This window comes from Flavihumibacter solisilvae, assembly GCF_000814475.1.
In the GTDB taxonomy this organism is placed as follows: domain Bacteria; phylum Bacteroidota; class Bacteroidia; order Chitinophagales; family Chitinophagaceae; genus Flavihumibacter; species Flavihumibacter solisilvae.
In genome coordinates, this window is record NZ_JSVC01000015.1 from 369,671 (window position 1) to 393,267 (window position 23,597).

Genomic DNA, 23,597 nt, shown 5'->3' on the forward strand with positions numbered 1-23,597 from the left:
AACCTGTAATGAGGAAGAACAAAAAGAGAGGTTCCTGATCCTGAGTTTTATGACAAAACAATTACCACCTTAAAAGACCAGGAACCATTGCTAAGATAATTTGCTCATCTTCACAGGCAATGCCCTTTTAGTGGTATTCTCCTAAGCAAACAGGTCAATAAGTGATTTATTCACCTATTGACCTGTTCACGTATTCACAGCAACTTCTATTTAGAAGTTAAACCGCAAACTTATTTGGCTGCTCCAGCGCGTATTATTATACAACGTAGTACCATCGCTGATCTGGTATGGTTGTCCCAGCGCATTGGTCTGCGGAATGAACCTGTATGTCGGAGTTGTTGTTCCGCTTTGGTAGCCTGCAAACTGCAGGATCTGCACCTGGTCAAAGTTTGCAAAGTACTGGCGTCCCCAATCCTTGTCCAGCATATTTGTAAGGTTGAACACATCATAGCCGATCTGGAAGCTGTACACTTTATTAGAGAGCGTAAGGTTGAAATCCTGTTTAATACCAAGGTTGATCACATTGGTGAAAGGCAGCCTTGCACCATTGCGCTCTGCATGCTGGCCCCTCATTTTACTCAGGTATTTATCATCTTCAATAAATGCATTGAACAACTCTTTCTGTTTTGCAATGTTGGAAGCAATTACCTGCGGGTCAGTTGTAGATGACGGGAATCCGGGAACTGTATTCTGGTAAAGGAATACCATTGACTGTAAATCTGTCTCTGTAGGAATATACATGAGGTCGTTGAAGTCAACACCATCCTGCCCGATGTTTCCGGTCATGGTATAACTTACCGGGCTTCCTGACTGTCCCACATAATCAAGCGTAATAGTGGTTGCCATCTTCTTGTTCAGGTAACTGATCTTCCTGGAAACATATGCAGTGATGCGGTGTCCCAGGTCGAAGTCGGAACGGGTGCGACCAATATAGTTCCGTCCATCCACTGCTTCCATGTTGTTCCAGTTGGAAGAGTTAATGGAACTGGTTGCCTCATTCTTCACGAGTGAAGAGCCGTACACATAATTCGCATTGGCAGCCCAGCCATTCCTGAATGCTTTGTCGATAGTAAAGCTGAAGTTGTAGGCGAATCCTTTTTTGTCTTCGTTATTAGAAACAAGGATTATAGAAGTATAGGGGTTACGTCCCTCGTTGCCTGCCGGCAGGTATGGCCGCAGAGCGATCTTGCGATCAACAAACGGGATCTTCGGATCGTATACCGTGCGTTCATCAGGACCAGTGGTGGTAACCCTTGTATTCGGATCGAAGACAAGGTTGGTCCAGTCAACTTCATGGATGTTGTGTGTGAACAGCGCTTCTGCGGTGAAAGTCCAGCCATTGCCGAAGCGCTTATCCATCGCGAGTGAATAACGTAATACCTGTGGCAGTTTGAAGTCCTTTGCAACCAGGTTCAGCTCTCCCTGCGGAATAACTGTAGTTACACCGAAATCTGATGCAGTATACTGGTTGTTCACATCGCTGCGGAATGGAACTTTCGTGCCATCGGGGAAGGTAATACCGTTGTTGTTCTGGCGATCGATTGCCCCGGCTGTTACACCTGTATTCTGGAAGCCGCCTCCAGGCCATACCAGCGGGATCCTTCCTGAAAACAGGCCGATACCACCACGTATAGTAATATTCTCTTCCGGGATATTATACTTAAACCCGATCCTGGGTGAAAACATAAACTTCGGCTTGAACATCTTTCCTGTCTCAGCACCTTTCAGGTCGTAGTACTGCCCGATGATTGCAGCAGCTGTATCCCGGAAGAATGCATCCGTAACGGGGTCGTCCTGGAACGCGGTACGGTCTGCACGCAGTCCAATTGTCAGTGTGAAATTGTTATCGAACTTGATATCATCACCCACGAAGAATCCGAGCCTGTTGGTTTTAAATTCCGCAGCGGCACCTTCCGAATTGTCACCGATCTTGTTTCCGTCAACCAGCGAGTATCCTCTCCGGTAACGGATGGGAGCGCCTTCACGGATAAATTCTCCCATATTGGCATACTGGTAGAAGCCGTAATTCCTGTTGATGAACAGGTTATATGTTTTGTTGAAGTCCAGGTCAAAACCTGCCGTCAGGGTGTGTTTGCCCTTGATCACTTTCAACGCGTCGAAGATGTTGATGATGTCCTGTTTCAGCAGGTTGGCGGTTGACGAAATGTCACTGCCGAAATTCAGGTTCCCACTTCCATCCCTGATCTGGATCTCGGGGAAAGGATTTCCGACAATCGCGCGGTCATCCTTTACCGTTGTTACCGTCGCACGCAGTTTGTTGGAAACGGAATTGTTGATCTTTGTATTCAGTTCCGCAGATCCCGAATGTGTTATGGATGGATAATATTCCGCGTTATTAAAGAAGTAGATATTCGTATTCGCACTCCTGTCGGGGTTGGTCCTCTCCAGTTTCGTATATCGATAGCTTGCGATCAGCTGGTTGGATGGATTGATGTTCCAGTCGATCCTTGATGCCAGCCTCGTTGCCTCGATCTGGTCGGGGTTGTTGATGTATTCGCCCGGATCATAATTATATGCCGACTTCAGGTGATTGACCAAAACATTCACACTGTCATTCCTCAGGTAACGGCCAACATAGAATGATGTATCGAAGGGCTGTGGACGGTTATCATCCTGCTTTTCGAGGTTGGCAAAAAAGAACAGCTTATTCTTGATGATGGGACCGCCGACCCTGAAGCCGTAAGTCTTGTTCGAAAAGTCGGGCAGGCGTGTGCGTTCGGATTTTCCTGTCGCAGGGTTCACGGTCGCAAGGGGGCTCTTGCCTGTCAGCTGCTCATTCCTGAAAATGTAATATACCGACCCGGTAAGGGTATTTGTTCCCTGGCGGGTAATGGCGTTGATACCACCGCCGGTGAAGTTACCGAGGGAAACATCATAAGGTGATAGTTGAACGGCGATCTGGTCGATCGCATCAATGCTGATAGGTGGTGCTCCGGCACGGCCACCATTGGTACCCTGGTCACTCAAACCAAATACGTCGTTGTTTACTGCCCCGTCGATCATGAATGAGTTGTACCTGTTGTTCTGTCCCGCGATGGATAAACCACCGGTGGACGTCACCTTTACCTGCGGAGTAAACCGCAGGTAATCTGAAAGATTTCTGCCCACAGACGGAAGGTTGGCGATCTTGTCACGGCCTATCGCTGTTTCTGTTCCTCCTTTGCCCGAAGCGCTCGTATTCCGCCGGCCGGCAACCACAACTTCGGTAAGCGTGCTCTGCTTGTCGCGCATCTGTGCATCCTGGCTGGATGATTCTCCCAGGTTCAAATGGATATCCGTACGGGTTACATTATCAAAACCCACATGTGTAAACGTAATTGTGTAGGGACCGCCCGGGTTCATGTTGTGAATCGAATATTGCCCCGATGTGCGGGTAACAGTTTTGTATTCAGTTCCCGTCGGGGTATGTACGGCTGTTACTGTAGCGCCTACCAGGGCTTCGCCGGTTGCCGATTTAACGGTTCCCGTCATGCTGCTGGTAGTTACCTGAGCCAATGTGACGATCGAAAATGCCATTAGCAGGCATATTAGTCCGGCAATTCGCTTCATAAGCATATATGTGTGTTATTTAGCTGCAAATAAAATAAATAAAAGTCTAATGGGATTAAGACAATATTAACAAATTGTCATGCCAGCAGGGCTGCCCGGCCCCCGGAGAACAACTGGGTATTCCCGTCCCTAATATTCGTTAGTTTTGTGGTTAAATAATCACTATGCTGGATAGTATCGAAAGTGCTATAGAAGACATCAGGAACGGAAAGATGGTCATCGTGGTGGATGATGAGGACAGGGAAAATGAGGGGGATTTTATCGTTGCCGCCCGCCACGTGACGCCCGAGGTAATCAATTTCATGAGCAAGGAGGGGCGTGGACTGATCTGTGTTCCGCTGGTGGAGGACAGGTGCGAAGAACTTCAGCTGGAAATGATGGTTAACAGCAATACCGCCCTTCATGAGACTGCTTTTACCGTTTCCGTTGACCTGCTGGGTCATGGTTGCACAACCGGAATTTCCGCCCATGACCGCGCAAAAACGATCCAGGCACTGATCAACCCATCAACCAAGCCGTCCGACCTTGGCCGGCCCGGACATATTTTTCCCCTGAAAGCCAAGAAAGGTGGTGTACTCCGCAGGGCAGGGCACACAGAAGCCACAATAGACCTGGCACGCCTCGCCGGCCTCGAACCTGCCGGTGCACTGGTGGAAATTATGAACGAAGACGGCACCATGGCCAGGCTTCCCGAGCTCGAGCAGCTGGCGAAAAAGTTCGGCATGAAGCTGATCTCCATCAAAGACCTGATCGAATACCGCCTGAAGCGCGATACCCTGATCGATGAAGAAGTGCGGGTTGATATGCCTACAAAATACGGCCATTTCAAGATGGTCGCGTTCCGCGAGAAACATACCCAGAATGAACATATTGCATTGATAAAAGGCGAGTGGGAAAAAGATGAACCCGTTCTCGTACGGGTGCATTCTTCCTGCTTTACCGGCGATATCCTCGGTTCCCTCCGCTGCGACTGTGGCGAGCAATTGCATAAAGCCCTCCAGATGGTTGAAGCGGCCGGCAAGGGTGCGGTCCTTTACATGAACCAGGAAGGACGCGGTATCGGCCTGATGAACAAGCTGCAGGCTTATAAGCTGCAGGAAGAAGGGATGGATACTGTTGAGGCTAACCTGCACCTGGGCTTCCCGATGGACAAGCGCGACTATGGCGTGGGCGCCCAGATCCTGCGACACCTCAATATCACCAAGCTGAAACTCATCAGTAACAACCCGAAAAAACGGGCTGGCCTTATTGGCTACGGTCTTGAGATCGTCGAGTGCGTTCCCATCAAGGTCAAACCAAACCCCCACAACGAAAAATACCTGAAGACAAAGCGCGACAAACTGGGACACCGGATCCTCGACGGAGAATAAATGTTTCCATTTTTAGTGGCTCGCCTCATCGCTTGAGTCCACCGTAGGGGGAACACCTAACTCTTTCTTCTTCTTGCGGCGGAACAACTCATTGATCCGGTCGAATTCCTTTCGGTAGGAGATACTTACACCCGAACGCTGCAGGGCGTTCTGCGCGATGTAGCTCCAGTTATTCTTATAGAAGAACGTGATCCGGAATTTGCCGTCGGGTGTCAGCTTGTATTCGGCTGTAACATCGGGGAGGAACTGGAATGTAGACGCCTGCTGCGAACCTATCCCGAAATCGATGGCGCTTCCCACCACGAAAGTGAGTCGCTCATTTAAAAAGCTTTTCCCTACACTCAGGTTGATATTGGTACGGTCGGGGAGTGTGATCTGGGAGTTGGATTCTCCTGTAATGTTTGTGCCACTGTAAAGTGAAGCACTGAGGTTTACCTTCAGGCTCTTATCATTGAATACATTCTGAAGGAGCTTGGAAAACTCATTGGTGAGCACGCTCGACAGGAAACCGGAAATGCTGCTCGAAACCAGGCTTTCGAATGCCGTGCTTGCAAATGATGAACTGTTGTTTGACGTACTTCCGGCAGCCGTAAGCGGTCCAAAGCTGTTGAACAGGATCAGGTAGGACACCTGTTTGTTCAATTCATTTTCGTCACGATGGATGATCTGGATCAAGGCCTGCGCTTCCGAATTGTTTTTGAGCGAACTGTTTTCAGGAAGCTCGATCTGGAATTTGATCCTCGGCTGGGTTAGTCGCTCAGAGATGGTCGCGATCACATTTACTTTTCCGCGGTAATGTTTTACATCCTCGCTGGTAACACTGAAGCCACCGCTGCTCAACAGGTCGCTGAACTTCACATTCTCTGCTTCATACAAGGCGTCGATCTTCAGTTGCGCTTCATAAGGGTCGCCTGACCAGGTAATATAATTACCCCGCTCGGGCATCAGTTTGAAGGTCTTCTTCCACGCCTGGAAATTGAAATTATAAAAGCCCCTTTCTATTTCATAGCGGCCATTCATACTAAGTGCCTCGTTGGTGCCGACCCGCACTTTAAGGTTGCCACTTCCCTGCGCAGAAATGATATCTCCTGAAACTTCATCCAGGATTACATACGCTGTCGCTTTATTATTGGCATTGATATCCAGTGAAACAGTCAGGTTACTTTCCTTGCCATAGGGCCGGTATGCTTCCATTTCTTTCCCGTATTTCTTCCACACGATAAAGTCAGCTTCCGCGCTTTCCCTTCCCGAGCCGGTAACGATATAGAACTTGCTGCTGTCAGTCGGCTCACCGCTGATATCCATATTCATATCATACATGGGACCGGTAAGGTTCAGGTTCGCTTTGCCGATCACTGTTCCGTAGAAAATTTTGTTATCGACACCCTTCGTATTCAGCAACAGCATTTTATTGGTTCGCACGCGGAAATCAAATGCCATGTCCTTGAAGTTATTGTGATATAACTTCCCTTCCACGAGTTCGCCCTTGTTGCCAAGTGTATCTTCGAGCTGGATCTTTCCGAAATCGATCAGGCCATCGCTGAACAGAACCCGGGCATTCTTAAGCTTGTAATATACTTTGGTATAATCGACCAGCAGGCCTGCATCCGCGAGACTTACATCACCAATGTATTTGAGGTTATTGGCCTTTCCCTTGATCTGCAGTTTTCCTGTTGCCTTGCCGTCCACTTTACTGAAAATACCTGCCAGGTACTTCTGGAGCATGGAAATGTTTGTCTTGTCGAACGTAGTATTGATGTCTATCTCATCTGCGAGACTATCCTTCGTATTTACCAGTCCTGCGAGATCAAACGTATAGTTCTCATTGGCGGAAGTGGCTTTGAACGTCACTTTGCCCGACTTCTTCGAATAAGTAGTAACAAGGTCGAGTATCCCGATCGAATCGTTGTCGAGCCGGAAATGTTCAGCTTTTGCCGTTGCATCCACCTGCAGGTTACCGAAAGGTTCAATCACTTCAACAGTACCGGTGAAGAGTCCTTCGATCCTGTTGCTCTTCACAAAGAAAGGAGTGAAGTCACCGAGGTTTATTTTCTGCAATTCTATTTTAATGTCATTGCCTTTGCCGATGGAAGAGGGGGCGGATGTTACAAGGATCTCCTGGTCGCCGCTGTAAATACGGACGCCGTCGGTAGTCACAAGCTCACGACTGAGAATGATCTCACTACCCTTGTCTATGACCCATTGTTTCTCGTTGATGTCAAAGCTCGAAGGATGAAACATGACGCGGATCCCGTTCTTCAGGGTCTGCACTTCACCGGAAACATCTGCGCGGTTCAATGTCTGGCTGGCGCTGGTCTTCAGATTCACCTGTGAAATATCATTTGCAGAGCGGACAGACAACTGGGTGCCCGGGAAATGCAGGCTGTCGTTAACAAATATATCGCCGATAGCTGTGGAGACTGACAACGAATCATAATTTCCCCGTCCCTGCAGTTTTACATCGTAGAAGCCAAGCTTGTTGTAGCCAAACTGCGGAATATCCGCATCTACATCGAAGATGTTATCCCTGGTATTCAGCCGCCCGTTGATGGTGGAATAATTAAATCCTTTCAGTCGCTTGTCAAGCAGGTCGAGGTAATCATCTACTTTCCTCGTCGTAATAAAGAAGCTGAAATTGTTGTCCACCTTTTTCTTCGACGCTGCAATATAACTGGGATAATACCTGTTGAGAAAGGTCTGGAAGGCATCGGGTAAAGAACTTATGTTGAATTCTCCTGCAAGTATACCTTCGAATTCATTGCTTTTTACGGTGATCGTCTTATTGCCGTTGCTCTGTAACGATGACTCAACATATAAAGAGTCAAACGAAATACGCTGGCCATTCTTAAACACGGAAGCATCTGATACCCGGGCCGTGCCGATAAAATTATCGATCGTGTTCCCGCTGAAGTTCATGTTGAAACTGCCGTTGATGTCCAACTCATCCTTAGTGAAGTTCAGGTTCCTGAGGTTGGCATTATTGATGAGGGCAGTGAAGTCAAAAACCGGAACCTTGCCCGAAAGGTCGACGAGACCTTTCATCGTTGCTTCAAGGTGTTCATCGTTGATGGCGATATTCCCGTTAAAGAGTTTTTGCGCCACCTGCCCGTCGACCGAAATATCCTTATAGGTGTAACCCCTGTATTCCAGGAAACCCAGGTTGCCCTTGAGTGTGGCATCAAGGTTATGAAGCGAGAAGCCCTTGCCCCTGATGTCGCCTTCGAAGGCAAGCTTCCCCATGTTGCGATCATTCAGGAACTTCCCGATGTCAAAGTCTTCGGTTCGAATGGTTCCTTTATACACCTGTGGACCCTTATCCGGCAGCTTCATGTTCACGTCGGTCCGGATGGTTCCCAATGCGGTTTCGATCGTGCCGTACGTAACAAAGTCTTTCAGGAAACCGGTGAAGTTTCCCTGGAAACGCAGGTATTGCAGTTCATCCAGCTTCGGTTCGGTTATGCCTGCCAGTTCGGGGATAAGCTTTTTTACATCCTCATAGGTCGTACGGAAGTCGTTTGCCGTAAAGTCAAGAAATGTCCGGTCAAGATCCGGCAGGCCAGTCAGGTCAAAGTCACCAACCAGGTAAGTGTTCTGCCCGGCCTTGGCCACCAGCTTTTTACCGCTGAGGTTATTAACTGATCCTTTTATTTTACCGGATATCGATATGCGCTTATCCCATTTCGCCAGTTGGGGAGCGAAATAGGCGATGTCATCACTGTGGATCAATGCATCTTCAAAGGCGCCTTCCATCCGCACTTTCTCGATGAACTGGCTCATATCGTCGAAGCTGTCGTACCGCATGGCGAAAAAATTCCGCAGCCTGCTTTTATTGGTCCGGATATCGAGCTTCGCAAATTCCATTGCTTCAGGGTGGAAGCGGACATTAGCCTTCAGCTGCTTCACTTCAAACCCGCTTCTCTCGAGGGTGGAAAGGTTGATCGCCCCGCTGAAAGTATCGTTCACCAGTTTAACGTCGGTGAATTTGCTGTTGATCTTCCCCCAGAGGAAATGGGCGCCATCAAAATAATAATAGGGTTTGCGGTCGTTTTCGAGGTCATGCCGCATTGCCCCGTTTTTGATGGTAAGCGAGTTGATGGTCAGCGACCACTTTCCCGGGTTCCAGCGCAGGTGCTCCGGGTCATTGGGCGGAATGCTGTCGTTCTGGATTCTTTTTCGTGGTGGCCGTAACCCATCATAATTATAAATGGAGAAGACCGGTTCTACAAACGCCAGCTCTTTGATGCTGATCGCTTTTCCGTGCAGGTCGAACTTATCCGTTTCCAGGTGCATGGAACTCAGCGAAAGTCCCAGGTTCTCGCCCCGCCACTCATCCTGTTGCAAAACGCGGATATTCTTCAGGTCGACTGTTTTCAGCGTAAGCTCGATCGGGTTGGCCTTTTTTGCAGAAGGCGGTCCGGAAAAATAATCTACCAGGAACTGGTAGTTCCAGACGGAATCCTTCCGGTGAAGGAAAATATTTGTTCCCTCCAGCCCGATATACTTGAGTTCGATCTTGTCTTTTACGAAGAACCAGTCGGTGATATTCACCCTCAGAACGCCCGCATACAGGAGGGTGTCTTTATTGCGATCGCGCACCAGGGTACCTTTCAGTTCAAGCTTATCGAAAAAGTCGAAGTCAATATGCGAAACCCGCACTTCCGTATTCAGCGCTTTAGATAACCGTGATGCCGCATGCCGGGCGAGAAAATTCTGTACAAAAGATGTTTGCAGGGAGAAGTAAACCAACACCACCAACAGGAGCAGCGAGAGTAATATGTAACCAATTATATTTCGAACGCGTTTCAGGATGCGGGAATTGACTGGTAAAAATAAATATTCGCTACTTTGCGGGCCCTGTTATTTTTATAAACTAACGAATTATTTATATGAAATGGTTTGTAAGGCTCTCTGTATTGTTGCTTTTTAACACGTCATTCTCACAGGAAGCCCCCCTGCCGGCAAAGAATAAATATGTTTTGGTAATTCATGGCGGCGCAGGAACCATCCTGAAAAGTAAGATGACCCCTGAAAAGGAAAAGGCTTATAAGGAAGCATTGACGCTCGCCCTGAAAAACGGTTATGCCATCCTTCAAAAAGGCGGCAGCTCACTGGATGCCGTAACCGCAGCAGTTACTGTTATGGAAGATTCCCCGCTCTTCAATGCAGGTAAAGGCGCGGTGTTTACGAACGAAGGCCGTAATGAGCTCGACGCTGCCATCATGAGCGGGAAGGACCAGGCAGCAGGTGCTGTTGCCGGTGTTACCACCATCCGTAACCCCATTCTTGCCGCGCGTGCAGTAATGGAAAAGAGCAATCACGTAATGATGGTGGGAGCGGGTGCTGAAAAATTTGCAGCCAGCCAGGGGATAAAGATCGTTGACCCGTCTTATTTCTATACGGAAGAACGCTGGCGCGGACTCCAGAACGCTAAAAAAGAAGATTCCCTTAAAATGGAACTGGACCACGGCAGCAAAAAGTCAAAAGCCTACCTCTTTACCAATAAGGATAATAAATTCGGTACCGTTGGTGCCGTTGCCCTCGACCAGCATGGCAACCTCGCTGCCGCCACAAGTACGGGCGGCATGACCAATAAAAAATACGGCCGGGTTGGGGATGCCCCGATCATTGGCGCCGGTACCTATGCCAATAACGAGACCTGCGCGGTCAGCTGTACCGGCTGGGGTGAATACTTCATCAGGGTAGTGGTAGCCAAGACCATCAGCGACATGATGGAATTCGGGAACCGCTCCTTGTCAGATGCGGCCAATGAAGTCATGATGAAGCGCGTTCCCGCCCTCGGCGGCGATGGCGGCCTCATCGCAGTCGACAAGAATGGAAACTATACCATGCCCTTCAACACCGAGGGGATGTACCGTGGCGTTGTGAAAGCCGATGGCTCTATTGTTGTGGAGATCTACGGCGCTGACGCGAAGTAACCTTTGTAACCTGCTGGACTATAGTGCCTTTCGAAGCTTTACCAGTTGCCTCAAAAGCGACTCCAACTGGTCAAGTTGCAACATATTTGCCCCGTCACTTAATGCTACCGCGGGGTTCGGATGTGTCTCAATGAACAATCCATCCGCACCTGCCGCGAGTGCAGCTTTGGCTATAGTGCCAATCATGGCCGGGTTGCCACCCGTAACGCCGGATGTCTGGTTGGGCTGCTGCAGGCTGTGGGTACAATCCATTACAACCGGAACACCATGTTCTTTCATCCACGGAATATTCCGGTAATCCACCACCAGGTCCTGGTACCCGAACGTCGTTCCACGCTCTGTCAGGATCACTTTATTGTTGCCGGTATTCCGGATCTTTTCTACCGCAAATTTCATGGACGGACCGCTGAGGAACTGGCCTTTCTTCACATTGATCACCTTCCCGGTTTCACCCGCCGCTACCAGCAGGTCGGTCTGGCGGCAAAGGAATGCAGGGATCTGCAGCACGTCTGCATACTCCGCAGCATGGGCCGCTTCATCATGGGCGTGAATATCTGTGGTGGTGGGCAGGCTGAATGCCTGGCCGGTCTTTTTAAGCAGGCCGAGACCCATATCGTCACCAAGCCCGGTAAATGAACTGGCGCTGGTGCGGTTTGCCTTCCGGTAAGAAGATTTGAAGATATAAGGGATGCCCAGGTCCTTGCAGATCGCGCTCACTTTTGTGGCCACTTCCAAAAGCAGCTCTTCACTTTCAATTACACAGGGACCGGCAACCAGGAAAAAGTTTTTCTCATCGTAAGACTGACCTTTGAACAGGTCTTTCAGAAATTGTTCCATGCGTGCAAAGATATAAGGAAAGTCGTTGTTCTGATTTTCCGGAAACGTTTGCATGGCTGAAACTACGCGGAAGCCTGGCTCCCCCGGCAACTCTTTTGAATTTTGAGTTTTAAATTTTGAATTTCCTGTTTACGTTTGCACCCGAAATTGCTTCCGATATGACTAAAGAAAAGATACTTGTAATAGGTGCGTGCGGACAAATAGGCGTTGAGCTTACGCTCGCGCTGCGTAACATTTATGGTAACAGCAATGTTATCGCTTCGGACCTCCGTGAAGAAAATGAACTGTTGCGTGGTACCGGGCCATACGTTTCCCTCGATGCCCTTAACAGGGAAATGTTGCATGTGATGGTGATCAGGCAGGGTATCACCCAGATCTACCTGCTGGCAGCTATTCTTTCTGCTACCGGTGAAAAAAATCCAAACCTCGCCTGGAACCTCAATATGCAAAGCCTCCTGAACGTGCTCGATATCGCACGCGAAGAGCAGATCCATAAAGTGTACTGGCCTTCATCCATTGCCGTGTTCGGACCTACATCACCAAGACAGCAATGTCCCCAGTACACCGTCATTGAGCCCACCACGGTGTATGGAATTTCCAAGTATGCAGGTGAGTTCTGGTGCAACTATTATTTCCAGCGTTTCGGTGTTGACGTGCGCAGCCTGCGCTACCCCGGCCTCATCAGTTATAAGTCTGCCCCCGGTGGTGGTACAACCGACTATGCCGTAGAGATCTTCCATGAAGCACTGGAAGAAAAAAAATACACTTCCTTCCTGAAGGAAGATACATACCTGCCCATGATGTATATGCCCGATGCCATTAAGGCAACTATCGAGCTCATGGAAGCGCCTGCGAGCCAGATCACGGTGCGTACTTCCTATAATATCTCGGCAATGAGTTTTTCTCCAAAGGAGATCGCCGCAACCATCAAACAGCATATTCCTGACTTCCAGATCACTTATGAGCCCGACTACCGGCAAGCCATAGCCGACAGCTGGCCGCAAAGCATCGATGACAGTGTTGCACGTAACGACTGGAACTGGAAACATGAATACGACCTTCCCAAAATGACGGAGGACATGCTGCTCAACCTGGAAAAGCAGGAAGCGCAAAGTGCTGCGGTCTGATAAGTTCCGGCAACTTTCACAGTTCGTTCATTACTGGTTGTTGACATTATCATATATTTGCCCATTAATTTGGTAGACTATGAAATCTGTGTTTACACTGGTTGGAATGATACTGCTTGGCTTTGGTTCACTGAATGCCCAGAAACTCAAAAAGGGCGTTTGGAAAGGAAGTCTTTTAAGGGAAGATGGTCAGCACATTGTTTTCTTATTTGATGTAAGCTACAAACAACAGCAGCCTGTTATACATATCATTAATGCAGATGAACGCCTCGAGGTTAAACAGGTTAGCCAAAAGGGTGATTCCGTTTTCATCGAGATGCCTTTCTTCGAATCATCCTTTGCACTTCAGCTGCAGAAGGATGGATCGCTAAAGGGAAAGTGGATCAAGGGCACGAGCCGTAAAACGCAGGAAATGCCTTTTGTTGCCACACCAGGAGTAACTGAAAGATTCCCAAAAGGGCAACCGGCTGCCGCTAAACTGGGCGGAAAGTGGGAGCTGACCTTCACCAGCAAGAATGGAAACTCAGAACCTGCAGTTGCCGAATTTCAACAAAAAGGAAATAAACTGACGGGAAGCATTTCACTCGCTTCGGGCGACTATCGCTACCTCGAGGGTATCGTAAAGGGTGACAGTCTTTTCCTCTCCACGTTTGATGGCAGTCACGCGTATGTGTTTAAGGCAAAGCTTGCCGGATCCGATCGTATTGAAAGTGGTGTACACTATTCCGGTCCGGTATACACAGGAAACTTCTCCGGCAAGCGCAACGAAAACGCAGTTCTGTCTATGGATGAAGTTGCCGTTAAGCTCAAGCCGGGCGAAGACAAACTGAATTTCCGTTTTCCTGATCTTGATGATAAACTGGTTGGCATCGATGATGCGCGGTTCCGTAATAAAGTGGTGGTGATCCAGATCATGGGCAGCTGGTGCCCGAACTGTATGGATGAAACCGCATACCTGAGCGACTTTTATAAAAAGAATAAAGAACGCGGAATTGAAATGCTGGCGCTGGCATATGAATACAGCCTCGATAACGAACGTTCAAAGAAGAGCCTGCGGAAATTCCAGCAAAGGTTCAATGTCGACTATCCCATTCTGCTGACTGGGGTCACAAGTTCTGATACTTTGCGTACGGAGAAGACACTTCCGCAGATCACGCAGATCAAATCTTTCCCGAGTACGATTTTCATAGGCAAAGATGGCAAGGTGAAGAAAGTTCATGGCGGCTTTTTTGGACCGGCTACCGGTGATCTCTATACGCAGTATACCCGCGAGTTCGAGGAAACGATCGACTCCCTTTTGGTGGACTAATTTGTGCCTTTTTCATGTCGTTCACGCACCCCTGTGTGTGTCGTTCATGCACTTCTGTAGCTTCCGGCTAGCTTCCGGGACGCTTCGTTATAGCTTCAAACATGCTTCAAACATGCTTCCGGGATGCTTCCGGGAAGCTTGTTTTATGCTTGTTTTATGCTTCTGGAAGGCTCTTAGACGGCTCTTAGACGGCTTCCACGGGTTTGCAAATTATAAGCAATTGAAAATACTTGCAAGCACTTTTTCATAATCCGATTAAAAAAGGGAATAATCTGATTAAAACCGGGAATAATCCGAATTCAGGAGTAAAAAAAATGAAGGATGCCAGCTTAATATTCCTCCGCGATATCAGCCACCGTTCTCTCTTCGAGAATCCGTAGACTGGCATCACGTACTTCACGCATAATGTGGTTGAGGCCGCATGAGCGCTCATCGCAGTCGTCGCATTTCTTATAGAAGTTAAGGCTGGCGCAGGGCAGGAGGGCAATGGGGCCATCGAGCAGGCGGATCACGGTCGCTACCTTGATCTTTGCGGGTGGAACGGCGAAAAAGTAACCGCCGCCTTTTCCCTTCTTACTTTCCAGTAGTCCTGCTTTCCGCAGGTCGAGCAGGATGCTTTCAAGAAACTTCAGGGGAATATTCTTCTTTTCAGCAATGTCTGCAATGAGTACAGGTCCCATGCTTTCCTGCTGGGCAAGGTAGGTCAGGGCTTTTAGTCCGTATTGGGTCTTTTTGGAAATCATTCAGGAGGTAATTTACAAACCTAATACCTCTTTCATACCATAGAGGCCTTTTTTCCCGATAATAAATTCAGCTGCGAGTACCGCACCAGTGGCAAAACCGGTACGGTTATGTGCCGTGTGGATGATCTCGATATCGTCGATCTCTGAACTGTAAAGGACTTTATGGGTGCCCGGGGCGGGGTCGATCCTTTCACTGATGATCCCGAGCTCCTGCGGATTATCCGACATATTGTTCACCCACTTCTTCAGTTGCGGAATCCGCTGTATCACCTGTTCGGCGAGGGTTACGGCTGTTCCGCTGGGTGCATCTTTCTTCTGGGTGTGATGGATCTCTTCCATTGAAACAGTATAGTCAGGATGAGAAGACATCAGCTCAGCGAGGCGTTTGTTCACTTCAAAAAAGATATTTACACCCACCGAATAGTTGCTGGCATATACCATAGCGCACTGTTGCTGCAACGCGTATTCCTCCACCGCTTCGTATTTGTCGAGCCAACCGGTAGAACCACATACCACGGGAACATTGTATTCAAACAGCTTCATCACGTTGTCGTACGCACTGTGCGGACTTGTGAATTCTATCGCAACATCAGCATTAGCCAGGTTTTCACGGGTAAACTGGTCGATATTGTCTACATCTATTTTCAGTACTATTTCATGGCCTCTTTCCAGGGCGATTTTTTCAATTGCCTGGCCCATTTTGCCATATCCGATTAACGCAATACGCATGGTTCTGATTAATAAGTGAAAACTAAAAAGGAAAAATTGGCGATCCCAAAATTAAGCAAAAGGACAACCCGTTTTTAATTTTGGAATTTCAATTTTGACTTGGCGGAGTGTATGTCGAACTTCAGGGTCAAACCTGCTACACTGCCGTAAGTACCGTTGGGTAATTGGGGCTTGAACTTCATACTCAATGTCGGGCTCACATCAAACTCTTTCAGGTGTGCATCAACGGTAGCGTCTATCACGTTCAATCCCCAGAATAGTGCAAAGATGAGTACAGAGTAGTCTATGTTCCGGCGCACTTCCCGACGGTAGTTGTCGAGACCATTCACATTGCCGCGGATCACGTGCTGCTGCAGGTAGTCGGGAACGTTAGCATAGTTCGCCGTGTCCTTGGTTACGGTAACCTTGTAGGCATACCGGACATCCTTGTAGGTTTGCAGGTTATCGAAGAAGATATAGCCGGTGATACCCAGCGCGGCATATACGATGGGAACTTTCCAGTATTTCTTGTTGTACACCTGTCCCCAGCCAGGAATCAGGGCAGAGCGGATGGCTGCCCGGCGCGGATGGTTGGGCCCTTTCGGAATGGTGTCGATGTTAGACTTTTTAAGCTGCGTTTCATCCACAACATCTGATTTGATCCGCATGCCCTGCACACGCGTTACGACGGAATCTTTGGGAATGGTTTCCCGTACAATGGGAACCACAACAACAGTATCCTGCGCAAATGCCGGGCTAACACCGAAAATTATGCACAGGATACAGGCGAAAAATCTGGTTTGTTTCATGTGATCAGTTCACCGTCACACCCATCGCTTCCAGGATCTTATTCAGTTCCTGGATGGAATAATATTCCAGGGTGATGCTGCCATGTCCTTTCTTGTTATGAGCGAGTTTCACCCGGGTGCTGAAATGTGTCGCTAAATTATCTTCTATTTTCTTGTAAGCTGGAGGTAAGGCTGGTTTTGCAGCATTTTTAACAGCCGGGGCTTCCTCTTTGTACATCTTACGCACCAGTTCTTCTGTCTGCCTAACGGACAGTCCCTTATTCTTGATCTCGTTGAAAATATACAGCTGCTTGTCCACCACATCCACATTGATCAGCGCACGCGCATGACCCATACTGATGTCTGCGTTACGCACTGACACCTGGATATCGGGCGGGAGTTTCAGCAGCCTGATATAGTTGGCAACCGTACTTCTTTCCTTTCCCATTCTTTCTGCAACCTGCTCCTGGGTATAGCTAAGTTCATCCATCATGCGCTTGTAACTGAGACTTACTTCAATCGCATTCAGGTCTTCACGCTGCAGGTTCTCCAGCAACGCGAGCTCCAGCAACTGCTGGTCATTTGCCTGCCTGATATAGGCGGGAAGGTCTTTCAGTCCTGCAATCTTCGAAGCGCGGAACCTTCTTTCACCCGAGATCAGCCTGTACTTGCCTGAAGGCAGTTTTGATACCGTGATAGGCTGGATAATGTCGTGGATCTTAATGCTCGCCGCCAGTTCATTCAGTGCCTGCTCGTCGAAGTCGTGACGGGGCTGCTTGGGGTTGGTCTCGATCTGGTCGATTGCGATCCGCATCATTCCGGTGGCTTGTTCAACCACCTGGGGTTTCAGCTGGCCTGACGTGTTTTTCAGGTCAGCATCTATGTTCTGCAGCAGGGAACGGATTCCCTTGCCGAGTGCTTCTTTTTTATTCGGACTGTTCATGTTTCAAAGTAAAAAGTCAAAAGTAGAAATTGAAAATTGCCAGGCTTATGCTTCCTCGTCGGCTTCGCCCTCGGGCACTTCCATGATCCTTTCTTCCTGGCTGATGCGCGTCATATTGTTTTTCTGGAGGATCTCCTTTGCGAGGTTGAGGTAGTTAACAGAGCCTTTGCTGTACGCATCGTATAGTATCACCGGTTTTCCTACGGAAGGGGCTTCACTGATCCGCGTATTCCGGTGAACGATGGTATCGAATACCAGTTCATCGAAATGCCTGCGGACTTCACTCACCACCTGGTTGCAGAGCCTTAAGCGGCCATCATACATGGTCATCAGGATCCCTTCAATCGCCAGCTCCTGGTTGAGCCGGTTCTGAACGATCTTGATGGTATTAAGCAGTTTCCCGAGTCCTTCAAGGGCGAAGAATTCGGTCTGCACCGGAACGATCACCGAATTGGCAGCCGTAAGGGCGTTTACGGTTATCAGTCCAAGTGAAGGCGAACAATCGATCACAATAAAATCGTAATCATCCTGTATGGGCTGGAGAATTCCTTTCAGCACATTCTCACGGTTGGGATAATTGATCATTTCAATTTCCGCACCAACCAGGTCAATATGCGAGGGAACCACGTCGAGGTGGGGAATATCTGTTTTCAGGATCACATCCCGGATGGGAGTTGCATTCACCATGCAGTCGTAAAGACTCTGCGTGACATTATGCAGGTCGAAGCCCACACCGGTTGTACTGTTGGCCTGTGGGTCGGCATCCACCAGCAACGTGCGGAATTCGAGCACGGCAAAACTTGCCGCCAGGTTAATAGCAGTTGTGGTTTTTCCTACACCACCTTTCTGATTTGCAACGCCAATGATTCTTGCCATAATAGATCCTCGTTCTTGCGTGGTTTTCCAGGGTTTGAATTATATATTCACAGTGGCGCCAATCGGCACCAGGTTTAGTTTTTTTCCCGCAGCGGCAAATACCTGCTGCGCAGCTGCATGGTCAATTTTGATATAGCCGAAAGTGTCGTAATGAACACCGATGATGTTCGTGCACTGCACCATGTCGGCGCATGCCAGCGCATCAGTAGCGTCCATGGTAAAGTTGTCGCCAATTGGCAACACCGCAAAATTAAGTTTTGCCCATCGGGGAATGAGCTGCATGTCCATCGTTAACGCCGTATCACCGCTATAGTAAAAATTTCCAGCATCTGTAAATACAATGAAGCCCATCGGGTTACCGCCATAGCTTCCGTCGGGCATGCTGCTCGAATGTTGCGCTACCACGCATTTTACGCGGAAATCCCCAAAATCGCGGCCGCCCCCGGTATTCATGGGGTGGGTGTTGGTCACACCCTGCTGTTCCAGCCAGCCGGTCACTTCATAGGCACCGATCACCTTCGCCCCGGTCCGTTTCGCAATGGCGACACAATCCGCCACGTGGTCGGCATGGCCGTGCGAAACCAGGATATAATCCGCTGCAATACTGTTCACATCAATCCCGCCGGCCAGTTCATTGGGCGTAATAAATGGATCAAACAATATATGTTTGCCATTGATCGCCACCGAAAAACAGGAATGACCGTAATAAGTGAATTGCATTCTATATTATTATACCTTTTGGGGTAAGGATGGCAAAAATAACGTTTCGGGGCAATAATTTTACAGACAGAAAGATTTATATGTATACCATCATCTCCGGCACCAACAGACCAGGCAGTAATACCATAAAAATCGCGCGGCAGTACCACCATATCATGGAGCAGAAGGGAGTGGAAACGCGCCTGATCTCGCTGGAAAACCTGGATGTGAGTCTGCGGAACGACTCCATCCGTGAGCTGGAAGCATCCGTGCTGATCCCGACGGAAAAATTCATTTTCGTATCCCCTGAATACAACGGCAGCATTCCCGGGGTGTTGAAATCCCTGTTCGACAGCAGCGATATCCAGCGCGTGTGGTGGGGGAAGAAGGCCCTGCTCACCGGCGTTTCAACCGGAAGGGCGGGTAACCTGCGCGGCATGGAACACCTTACAGGGATCTTAAATTACATGAAAGTTTACGTGCATCCGAACAAACTGCCGATATCGGTTGTGAATGTATTGCTGAACCTTGATGGCAGCATTAAAGATGAGCCTACGCTCTATGCCATCAATCACCAGCTCGATGAATTCATTGCATTTTAAAAACGCTGATCAATGCGCAATTCCGGTTTTCTCTGGGTGATCATCGCCATCCTGCTGATCCTCGACATTTATGTTTTCCAGGCCCTCCGGTTCGTGAGCCAGGGTGCCGGGTCAAAGACAAGAATCATTCTGCACACAGCTTACTGGACGATCTCCGTGCTGGCAATGGGTTTCCTGATCGCATTTCCCTACCTCGACACCACTAATTGGCCGCGGTCGCTGCGGAGCTATATTTTCGCCATCATTGTCGGTCTCTTCTTTGCGAAGCTTATCGCTTCCATTTTTATTCTGGTTGATGATGTGCGAAGAGGAGCGATGTGGACGATCGGGAAATTGTACAGTAATCCGTCTGTGCCGGTTTCGCTGGCTCCGAACGGCATCACCCGTTCTGCTTTCCTCAGTTGGCTTGGACTGGCGGCGGGCAGTACCCTACTCGGGACTTTCATTTACGGGTTTTCCAACAAGTATAATTACAATGTGAAGAAGTTGAAGCTGGCTTATGGTCACCTGCCGCTTGCGTTTAAAGGATTGAAGATCGTGCACATCAGCGATATCCATTCCGGCAGCTTCACAGATCACCGTGCCGTTGAAAAAGGCGTGAAGAAGATCATGGATCAGAAGCCCGACATGATCCTGTTTACCGGCGATCTCGTGAACGACAGGGCTACGGAGATGGACGACTTCAAACATCTCTTTGCACAGCTCAGCGCACCTATGGGTGTTTTCTCCACGCTAGGTAATCATGACTACGGTGATTATGTTCGCTGGGATTCGCCCGAAGTAAAAATTGAAAACCTCGAGAAACTGAAAGGCGTACATAAAGAAATGGGCTGGCGATTATTAATGAATGAACACGTTGTGGTAGAACGTGGTGGTGAACAGATCGCATTGCTCGGCATCGAGAACTGGAGTGCGAAAGGAAATTTTCCAAAGTATGGTAAGCTTCCCGATGCATATAAAGGAACCGAAAGTTATCCCTTCCGCATATTGATGAGTCACGACCCGAGTCACTGGGATGGCGAGGTACGCAACAATTATCCCGATATAGATCTTACCCTGAGCGGACATACCCACGGCATGCAGTTCGGGGTTGAAATGCCCGGCTTCCGCTGGAGCCCTGTCCAATACATGTATAAGCAATGGGCAGGGTTGTATGAAGAAGGAACACAAAAACTTTATGTGAACCGTGGCTTCGGTTTCATTGGTTATCCCGGCCGCGTGGGTATCCTTCCCGAGATAACGGTCATAGAACTGGTGTAGACGGGCTTCCACAAATTTGCGCTTAATTAACAGCCATTACATCTGGTTGGCATACCAATTGAATTAACTTTCAATCAAATACCCGTTTTATGAAATCGAGATTATTTGCATTGCTGGCCATGTTAATGGCGTATTCTTATTCGCAGGCCCAGGGTTTTCATCTTGGGATAAAAGGGGGCGCAAACATTACGAAAATTGATGGCAAGGAATTGAAAGATGAGTTCAACTATGGCTACCATCTTGGTGGTTTTGCTGAACTCGGACTGGGAAAAAAATGGTTCATCCAGCCGGAATTATTGTGGTCACAATATAACACGCAGACTGCCGATGATTTTGAAGACATCGTGAATGACGCAAAACCTGGCAGTTCGAACCAGGACATTAAACTGAATTACCTCACCATTCCGATTACATTGAACTACAGGTTGCTCGACTGGCTAAGCCTGCAGGCCGGACCGCAGTTCGGCGTATTGCTGGACAATGAAAAGGATCTTCTCGCAAATGGAAAGGAAGCATTTGAGTCCGGCGATTTCGCTTTGCTCGCTGGTGCACAGGTCAACTTTGGTGCGTTCCGGATCACCGGGCGTTACTACAGCGGGCTTAAAGACATCAACACCTCAGAGCTTGAAAATGCCTGGAAGAACAAGGGTTTCCAGGTTAGTGTTGGCATAAAAATCTTATAGCGTTTACACCTGTTCTTCATTAAGTTTGTAAATAAATTTTGCAAACGATGACATTACAGGATCAGATCGCTCAAGCCTGGAAAGACCGGGAACTGTGCAAGGAAAACAATTTCGCCGATGCAATCCGCGCGGTAATGGAAGAAGTGGACAAAGGCCGTTTACGCGTGGCTGAGCCGGCAGAAGGCGGCTGGAAGGTGAACGAGTGGGTGAAGCAGGCGATCCTGATGTACTTCAGCATCCAGCAGATGAAAACCTGGGACCTGGCGCCGTTTGAATTCTACGATAAGATGGAGCTCAAGAAGAATTATGCGTCTCTCGGTGTTCGCGCGGTTCCGCATGCTGTTGCCCGTTATGGGGCCTACATTGCAAGGAACGTGGTGCTGATGCCCAGCTATGTAAATATTGGTGCATATGTTGACGAAGGTACCATGGTCGATACCTGGGCTACTGTCGGCAGCTGCGCGCAGATCGGTAAGGGCGTTCACCTGAGTGGTGGCGTTGGAATCGGTGGTGTTCTCGAGCCTTTGCAGGCTTCTCCCGTAATTATTGAAGATGGTTGTTTCATCGGTTCACGCTGTATCGTAGTGGAAGGTGTTCATGTAGAGAAAGAGGCAGTACTTGGCGCAAACGTAGTACTTACCCAGAGCACAAAAATTATAGATGTGAGCGGACCTGCTCCATTGGAATACAAGGGTCGTGTGCCAGCACGCAGCGTGGTGATTCCAGGAACTTATACGAAGAAATTCCCTGCAGGAGAATATAATGTGAGCTGTGCGTTGATCATTGGTCAGCGTAAGCCAAGCACAGATCTGAAGACGAGCCTGAATGATGCATTGAGGGACTTTAATGTGAGCGTTTAATGGCGACTTCGAAGAATCTTCCGCTCCCAGGTATTGTGCTCACATTCCTGGGGGCGGTTCTTTTTTCTACCAAGGCGATCATTGTAAAGCTGGCCTTCCGCAATGAACAGGTTGATGTGATCACCCTGCTGGCCTTGCGGATGCTGTTTTCCCTGCCTTTCTTCCTGGGCGTGGCTATTTGGACGCGCGATGCGGCTGTTAAGCCAATGACGGCACGGCAGTGGGTACTGGTTTCTGTCATTGGCATGATGGGATATTATATCAGCAGCTGGTTCGATTTTATCGGGCTGCAGTTTATCTCGGCGGGACTGGAGCGATTGATCCTTTTTCTTTACCCGAGTTTTGTTGCATTGATCAATATGGTTTTCTTTCGTCAGCGGCTGAGCCGGATGCAGAAGTGGGCCTTGTTGTGCACTTACCTCGGCATCGGGATGGCCTACTATGGGGAGTTGCTGCTCGACTTCGGCAATCCGAATTTCCTCTTCGGGTCCATGATGGTCTTTTTCTGTTCCATCACTTATGCTATTTACCTCGCCGGCAGTGGCAGGCTGATTCCGCAGGTAGGATCAACGCGGTTTACTGCCTATGCGATGCTGGCGGCTACGACAGGCGTGCTGTTGCATTTCTTCTTTACACATGAGGTGGGCGACCTCCAGCTGAAGGCAGGTATGTGGAAATACGGGTTGTTGCTGGCGATCATTGCTACTGTGCTGCCGGCGTTTTTGATGAATGCGGGGCTGAAGCAGATCGGCTCAAACAATGCCGCTATTGTGTCGAGCATTGGGCCGGTGAGCACCATTGCACAGGCTTACTTGTTTTTGGGTGAGACGATGCATATCGGGCAGATTGCCGGTACTGTGCTTGTAATTATCGGCGTGTTGCTGATCGGCTGGAAGGGCCGACAGGCATCGGGAGGGTAGTGAATTCTCCCAAAATTCCGGGTATTATTTGCCCAGCATATTTTTCAGGGTTGCAAAATCAACGGATTTTTTTATTGCTTCTATATTTTCTTCAAACACAGGGTCGCCGTGTGCTATTTTATACACAACAGTAAAAAATTGTGGCGATGACATAGGTAAGTTCTTCCTGAAGTAGGCGAGGTTTGGTTTTACGGCGATAAAAGAGCCACGGGCACCTTCTTCCACGAATTTTTCAAATCTTTCCTCTTCGTTCCAGCTACAGATTGCAGGCTTGCTCAATTCGGTTTCAGGTTTTGACAGGTATTGTAAGCTTCCCTTAAAGCTAGGCCATCAGGGATTAGAGTTTTTCGGTTTTTCAAATACTTT

At 48.7% G+C, this 23,597-nt stretch carries 19 protein-coding genes; 9 read left to right on the forward strand and 10 right to left on the reverse strand.

What is annotated here, in order from left to right; all coding sequences use genetic code 11:
• Positions 1–210 precede the first annotated feature (210 nt).
• A complete protein-coding gene (locus tag OI18_RS14400) occupies positions 211–3,537 on the reverse strand; it encodes a TonB-dependent receptor (RefSeq protein WP_052273241.1) in 3,327 nt (1,108 codons plus the stop codon).
• 197 nt (positions 3,538–3,734) lie between these two features.
• Between OI18_RS14400 and OI18_RS14405 the strand changes: the two genes are divergently transcribed.
• Positions 3,735–4,940, forward strand: a complete 1,206-nt coding sequence (locus OI18_RS14405; protein ID WP_039140837.1) for a bifunctional 3,4-dihydroxy-2-butanone-4-phosphate synthase/GTP cyclohydrolase II — start codon at positions 3,735–3,737, stop codon at positions 4,938–4,940.
• 12 nt (positions 4,941–4,952) lie between these two features.
• On the opposite strand, the gene OI18_RS14410 is transcribed toward OI18_RS14405, so the two are convergent.
• Positions 4,953–9,692, reverse strand: a complete 4,740-nt coding sequence (locus tag OI18_RS14410) for a translocation/assembly module TamB domain-containing protein (RefSeq protein ID WP_152616830.1) — start codon at positions 9,690–9,692, stop codon at positions 4,953–4,955.
• Positions 9,693–9,826: 134 nt separating this feature from the next.
• Here OI18_RS14410 and OI18_RS14415 point away from each other — a divergent pair, with 134 nt between their 5' ends.
• Entirely contained in the window at positions 9,827–10,876 is a 1,050-nt protein-coding gene (locus OI18_RS14415) for an isoaspartyl peptidase/L-asparaginase family protein (RefSeq protein ID WP_039140841.1), read from the forward strand.
• An 18-nt stretch (positions 10,877–10,894) separates the two neighbouring features.
• Here the strand turns inward: OI18_RS14415 and kdsA are convergent, their stop codons facing one another.
• The gene (kdsA, locus tag OI18_RS14420; RefSeq protein WP_052273255.1) at positions 10,895–11,713 is read right to left on the reverse strand and encodes a 3-deoxy-8-phosphooctulonate synthase; all 819 of its coding nucleotides are present in this window, start codon (positions 11,711–11,713) and stop codon (positions 10,895–10,897) included.
• A 158-nt stretch (positions 11,714–11,871) separates the two neighbouring features.
• Here kdsA and OI18_RS14425 point away from each other — a divergent pair, with 158 nt between their 5' ends.
• A complete protein-coding gene (locus OI18_RS14425; protein WP_039141017.1) occupies positions 11,872–12,840 on the forward strand; it encodes an NAD-dependent epimerase/dehydratase family protein in 969 nt (322 codons plus the stop codon).
• Between the two features lie 79 nt (positions 12,841–12,919).
• Positions 12,920–14,149, forward strand: coding sequence for a peroxiredoxin family protein (locus tag OI18_RS14430; RefSeq protein WP_039140843.1), 1,230 nt, complete (start codon positions 12,920–12,922; stop codon positions 14,147–14,149).
• Between the two features lie 329 nt (positions 14,150–14,478).
• Here OI18_RS14430 and OI18_RS14435 read toward each other — a convergent pair whose 3' ends face one another.
• The 6 genes from OI18_RS14435 to OI18_RS14460 all read right to left on the reverse strand — a co-directional run bounded on the left by OI18_RS14435 (position 14,479) and on the right by OI18_RS14460 (position 18,927).
• Positions 14,479–14,892: an RrF2 family transcriptional regulator gene (locus OI18_RS14435; RefSeq protein WP_039140845.1), complete on the reverse strand. Its 414-nt coding sequence runs from the start codon at positions 14,890–14,892 to the stop codon at positions 14,479–14,481.
• Positions 14,893–14,904: 12 nt separating this feature from the next.
• On the reverse strand, positions 14,905–15,621 hold the full coding sequence (gene dapB, locus OI18_RS14440; protein WP_039140847.1) for a 4-hydroxy-tetrahydrodipicolinate reductase: 717 nt from the start codon (positions 15,619–15,621) through the stop codon (positions 14,905–14,907).
• A 74-nt stretch (positions 15,622–15,695) separates the two neighbouring features.
• Positions 15,696–16,409 carry a DUF5683 domain-containing protein gene (locus OI18_RS23850; RefSeq protein ID WP_052273242.1) on the reverse strand — a complete coding sequence of 238 codons (714 nt, stop codon included), beginning with the start codon at positions 16,407–16,409 and terminating at the stop codon, positions 15,696–15,698.
• A 4-nt stretch (positions 16,410–16,413) separates the two neighbouring features.
• Positions 16,414–17,331: a ParB/RepB/Spo0J family partition protein gene (locus OI18_RS14450; RefSeq protein ID WP_039140848.1), complete on the reverse strand. Its 918-nt coding sequence runs from the start codon at positions 17,329–17,331 to the stop codon at positions 16,414–16,416.
• A 45-nt stretch (positions 17,332–17,376) separates the two neighbouring features.
• Positions 17,377–18,207 (reverse strand): ParA family protein, encoded by an 831-nt coding sequence (locus OI18_RS14455; protein ID WP_039140850.1) that lies wholly within the window; start codon positions 18,205–18,207, stop codon positions 17,377–17,379.
• A 39-nt stretch (positions 18,208–18,246) separates the two neighbouring features.
• Complete coding sequence (locus tag OI18_RS14460; RefSeq protein ID WP_039140852.1) at positions 18,247–18,927, reverse strand: metal-dependent hydrolase; 681 nt, start codon at positions 18,925–18,927, stop codon at positions 18,247–18,249.
• Between the two features lie 80 nt (positions 18,928–19,007).
• Here OI18_RS14460 and OI18_RS14465 point away from each other — a divergent pair, with 80 nt between their 5' ends.
• From OI18_RS14465 to OI18_RS14485, 5 genes are all read left to right on the forward strand, one after another.
• Positions 19,008–19,508 (forward strand): NADPH-dependent FMN reductase, encoded by a 501-nt coding sequence (locus tag OI18_RS14465; protein ID WP_039141022.1) that lies wholly within the window; start codon positions 19,008–19,010, stop codon positions 19,506–19,508.
• Positions 19,509–19,520: 12 nt separating this feature from the next.
• Positions 19,521–20,768, forward strand: a complete 1,248-nt coding sequence (locus OI18_RS14470) for a metallophosphoesterase (RefSeq protein ID WP_039140854.1) — start codon at positions 19,521–19,523, stop codon at positions 20,766–20,768.
• An 89-nt stretch (positions 20,769–20,857) separates the two neighbouring features.
• A complete protein-coding gene (locus OI18_RS14475; RefSeq protein WP_039140855.1) occupies positions 20,858–21,451 on the forward strand; it encodes a porin family protein in 594 nt (197 codons plus the stop codon).
• Between the two features lie 47 nt (positions 21,452–21,498).
• A complete protein-coding gene (locus OI18_RS14480) occupies positions 21,499–22,311 on the forward strand; it encodes a 2,3,4,5-tetrahydropyridine-2,6-dicarboxylate N-succinyltransferase (protein ID WP_039140858.1) in 813 nt (270 codons plus the stop codon).
• On the forward strand, positions 22,311–23,231 hold the full coding sequence (locus OI18_RS14485) for a DMT family transporter (protein WP_039140860.1): 921 nt from the start codon (positions 22,311–22,313) through the stop codon (positions 23,229–23,231). Before OI18_RS14480 ends, OI18_RS14485 begins: the two co-directional genes overlap by 1 nt.
• A 24-nt stretch (positions 23,232–23,255) precedes the next feature.
• Here the strand turns inward: OI18_RS14485 and OI18_RS14490 are convergent, their stop codons facing one another.
• Positions 23,256–23,510, reverse strand: a complete 255-nt coding sequence (locus OI18_RS14490) for a hypothetical protein (RefSeq protein ID WP_039140861.1) — start codon at positions 23,508–23,510, stop codon at positions 23,256–23,258.
• Positions 23,511–23,597 lie beyond the last annotated feature (87 nt).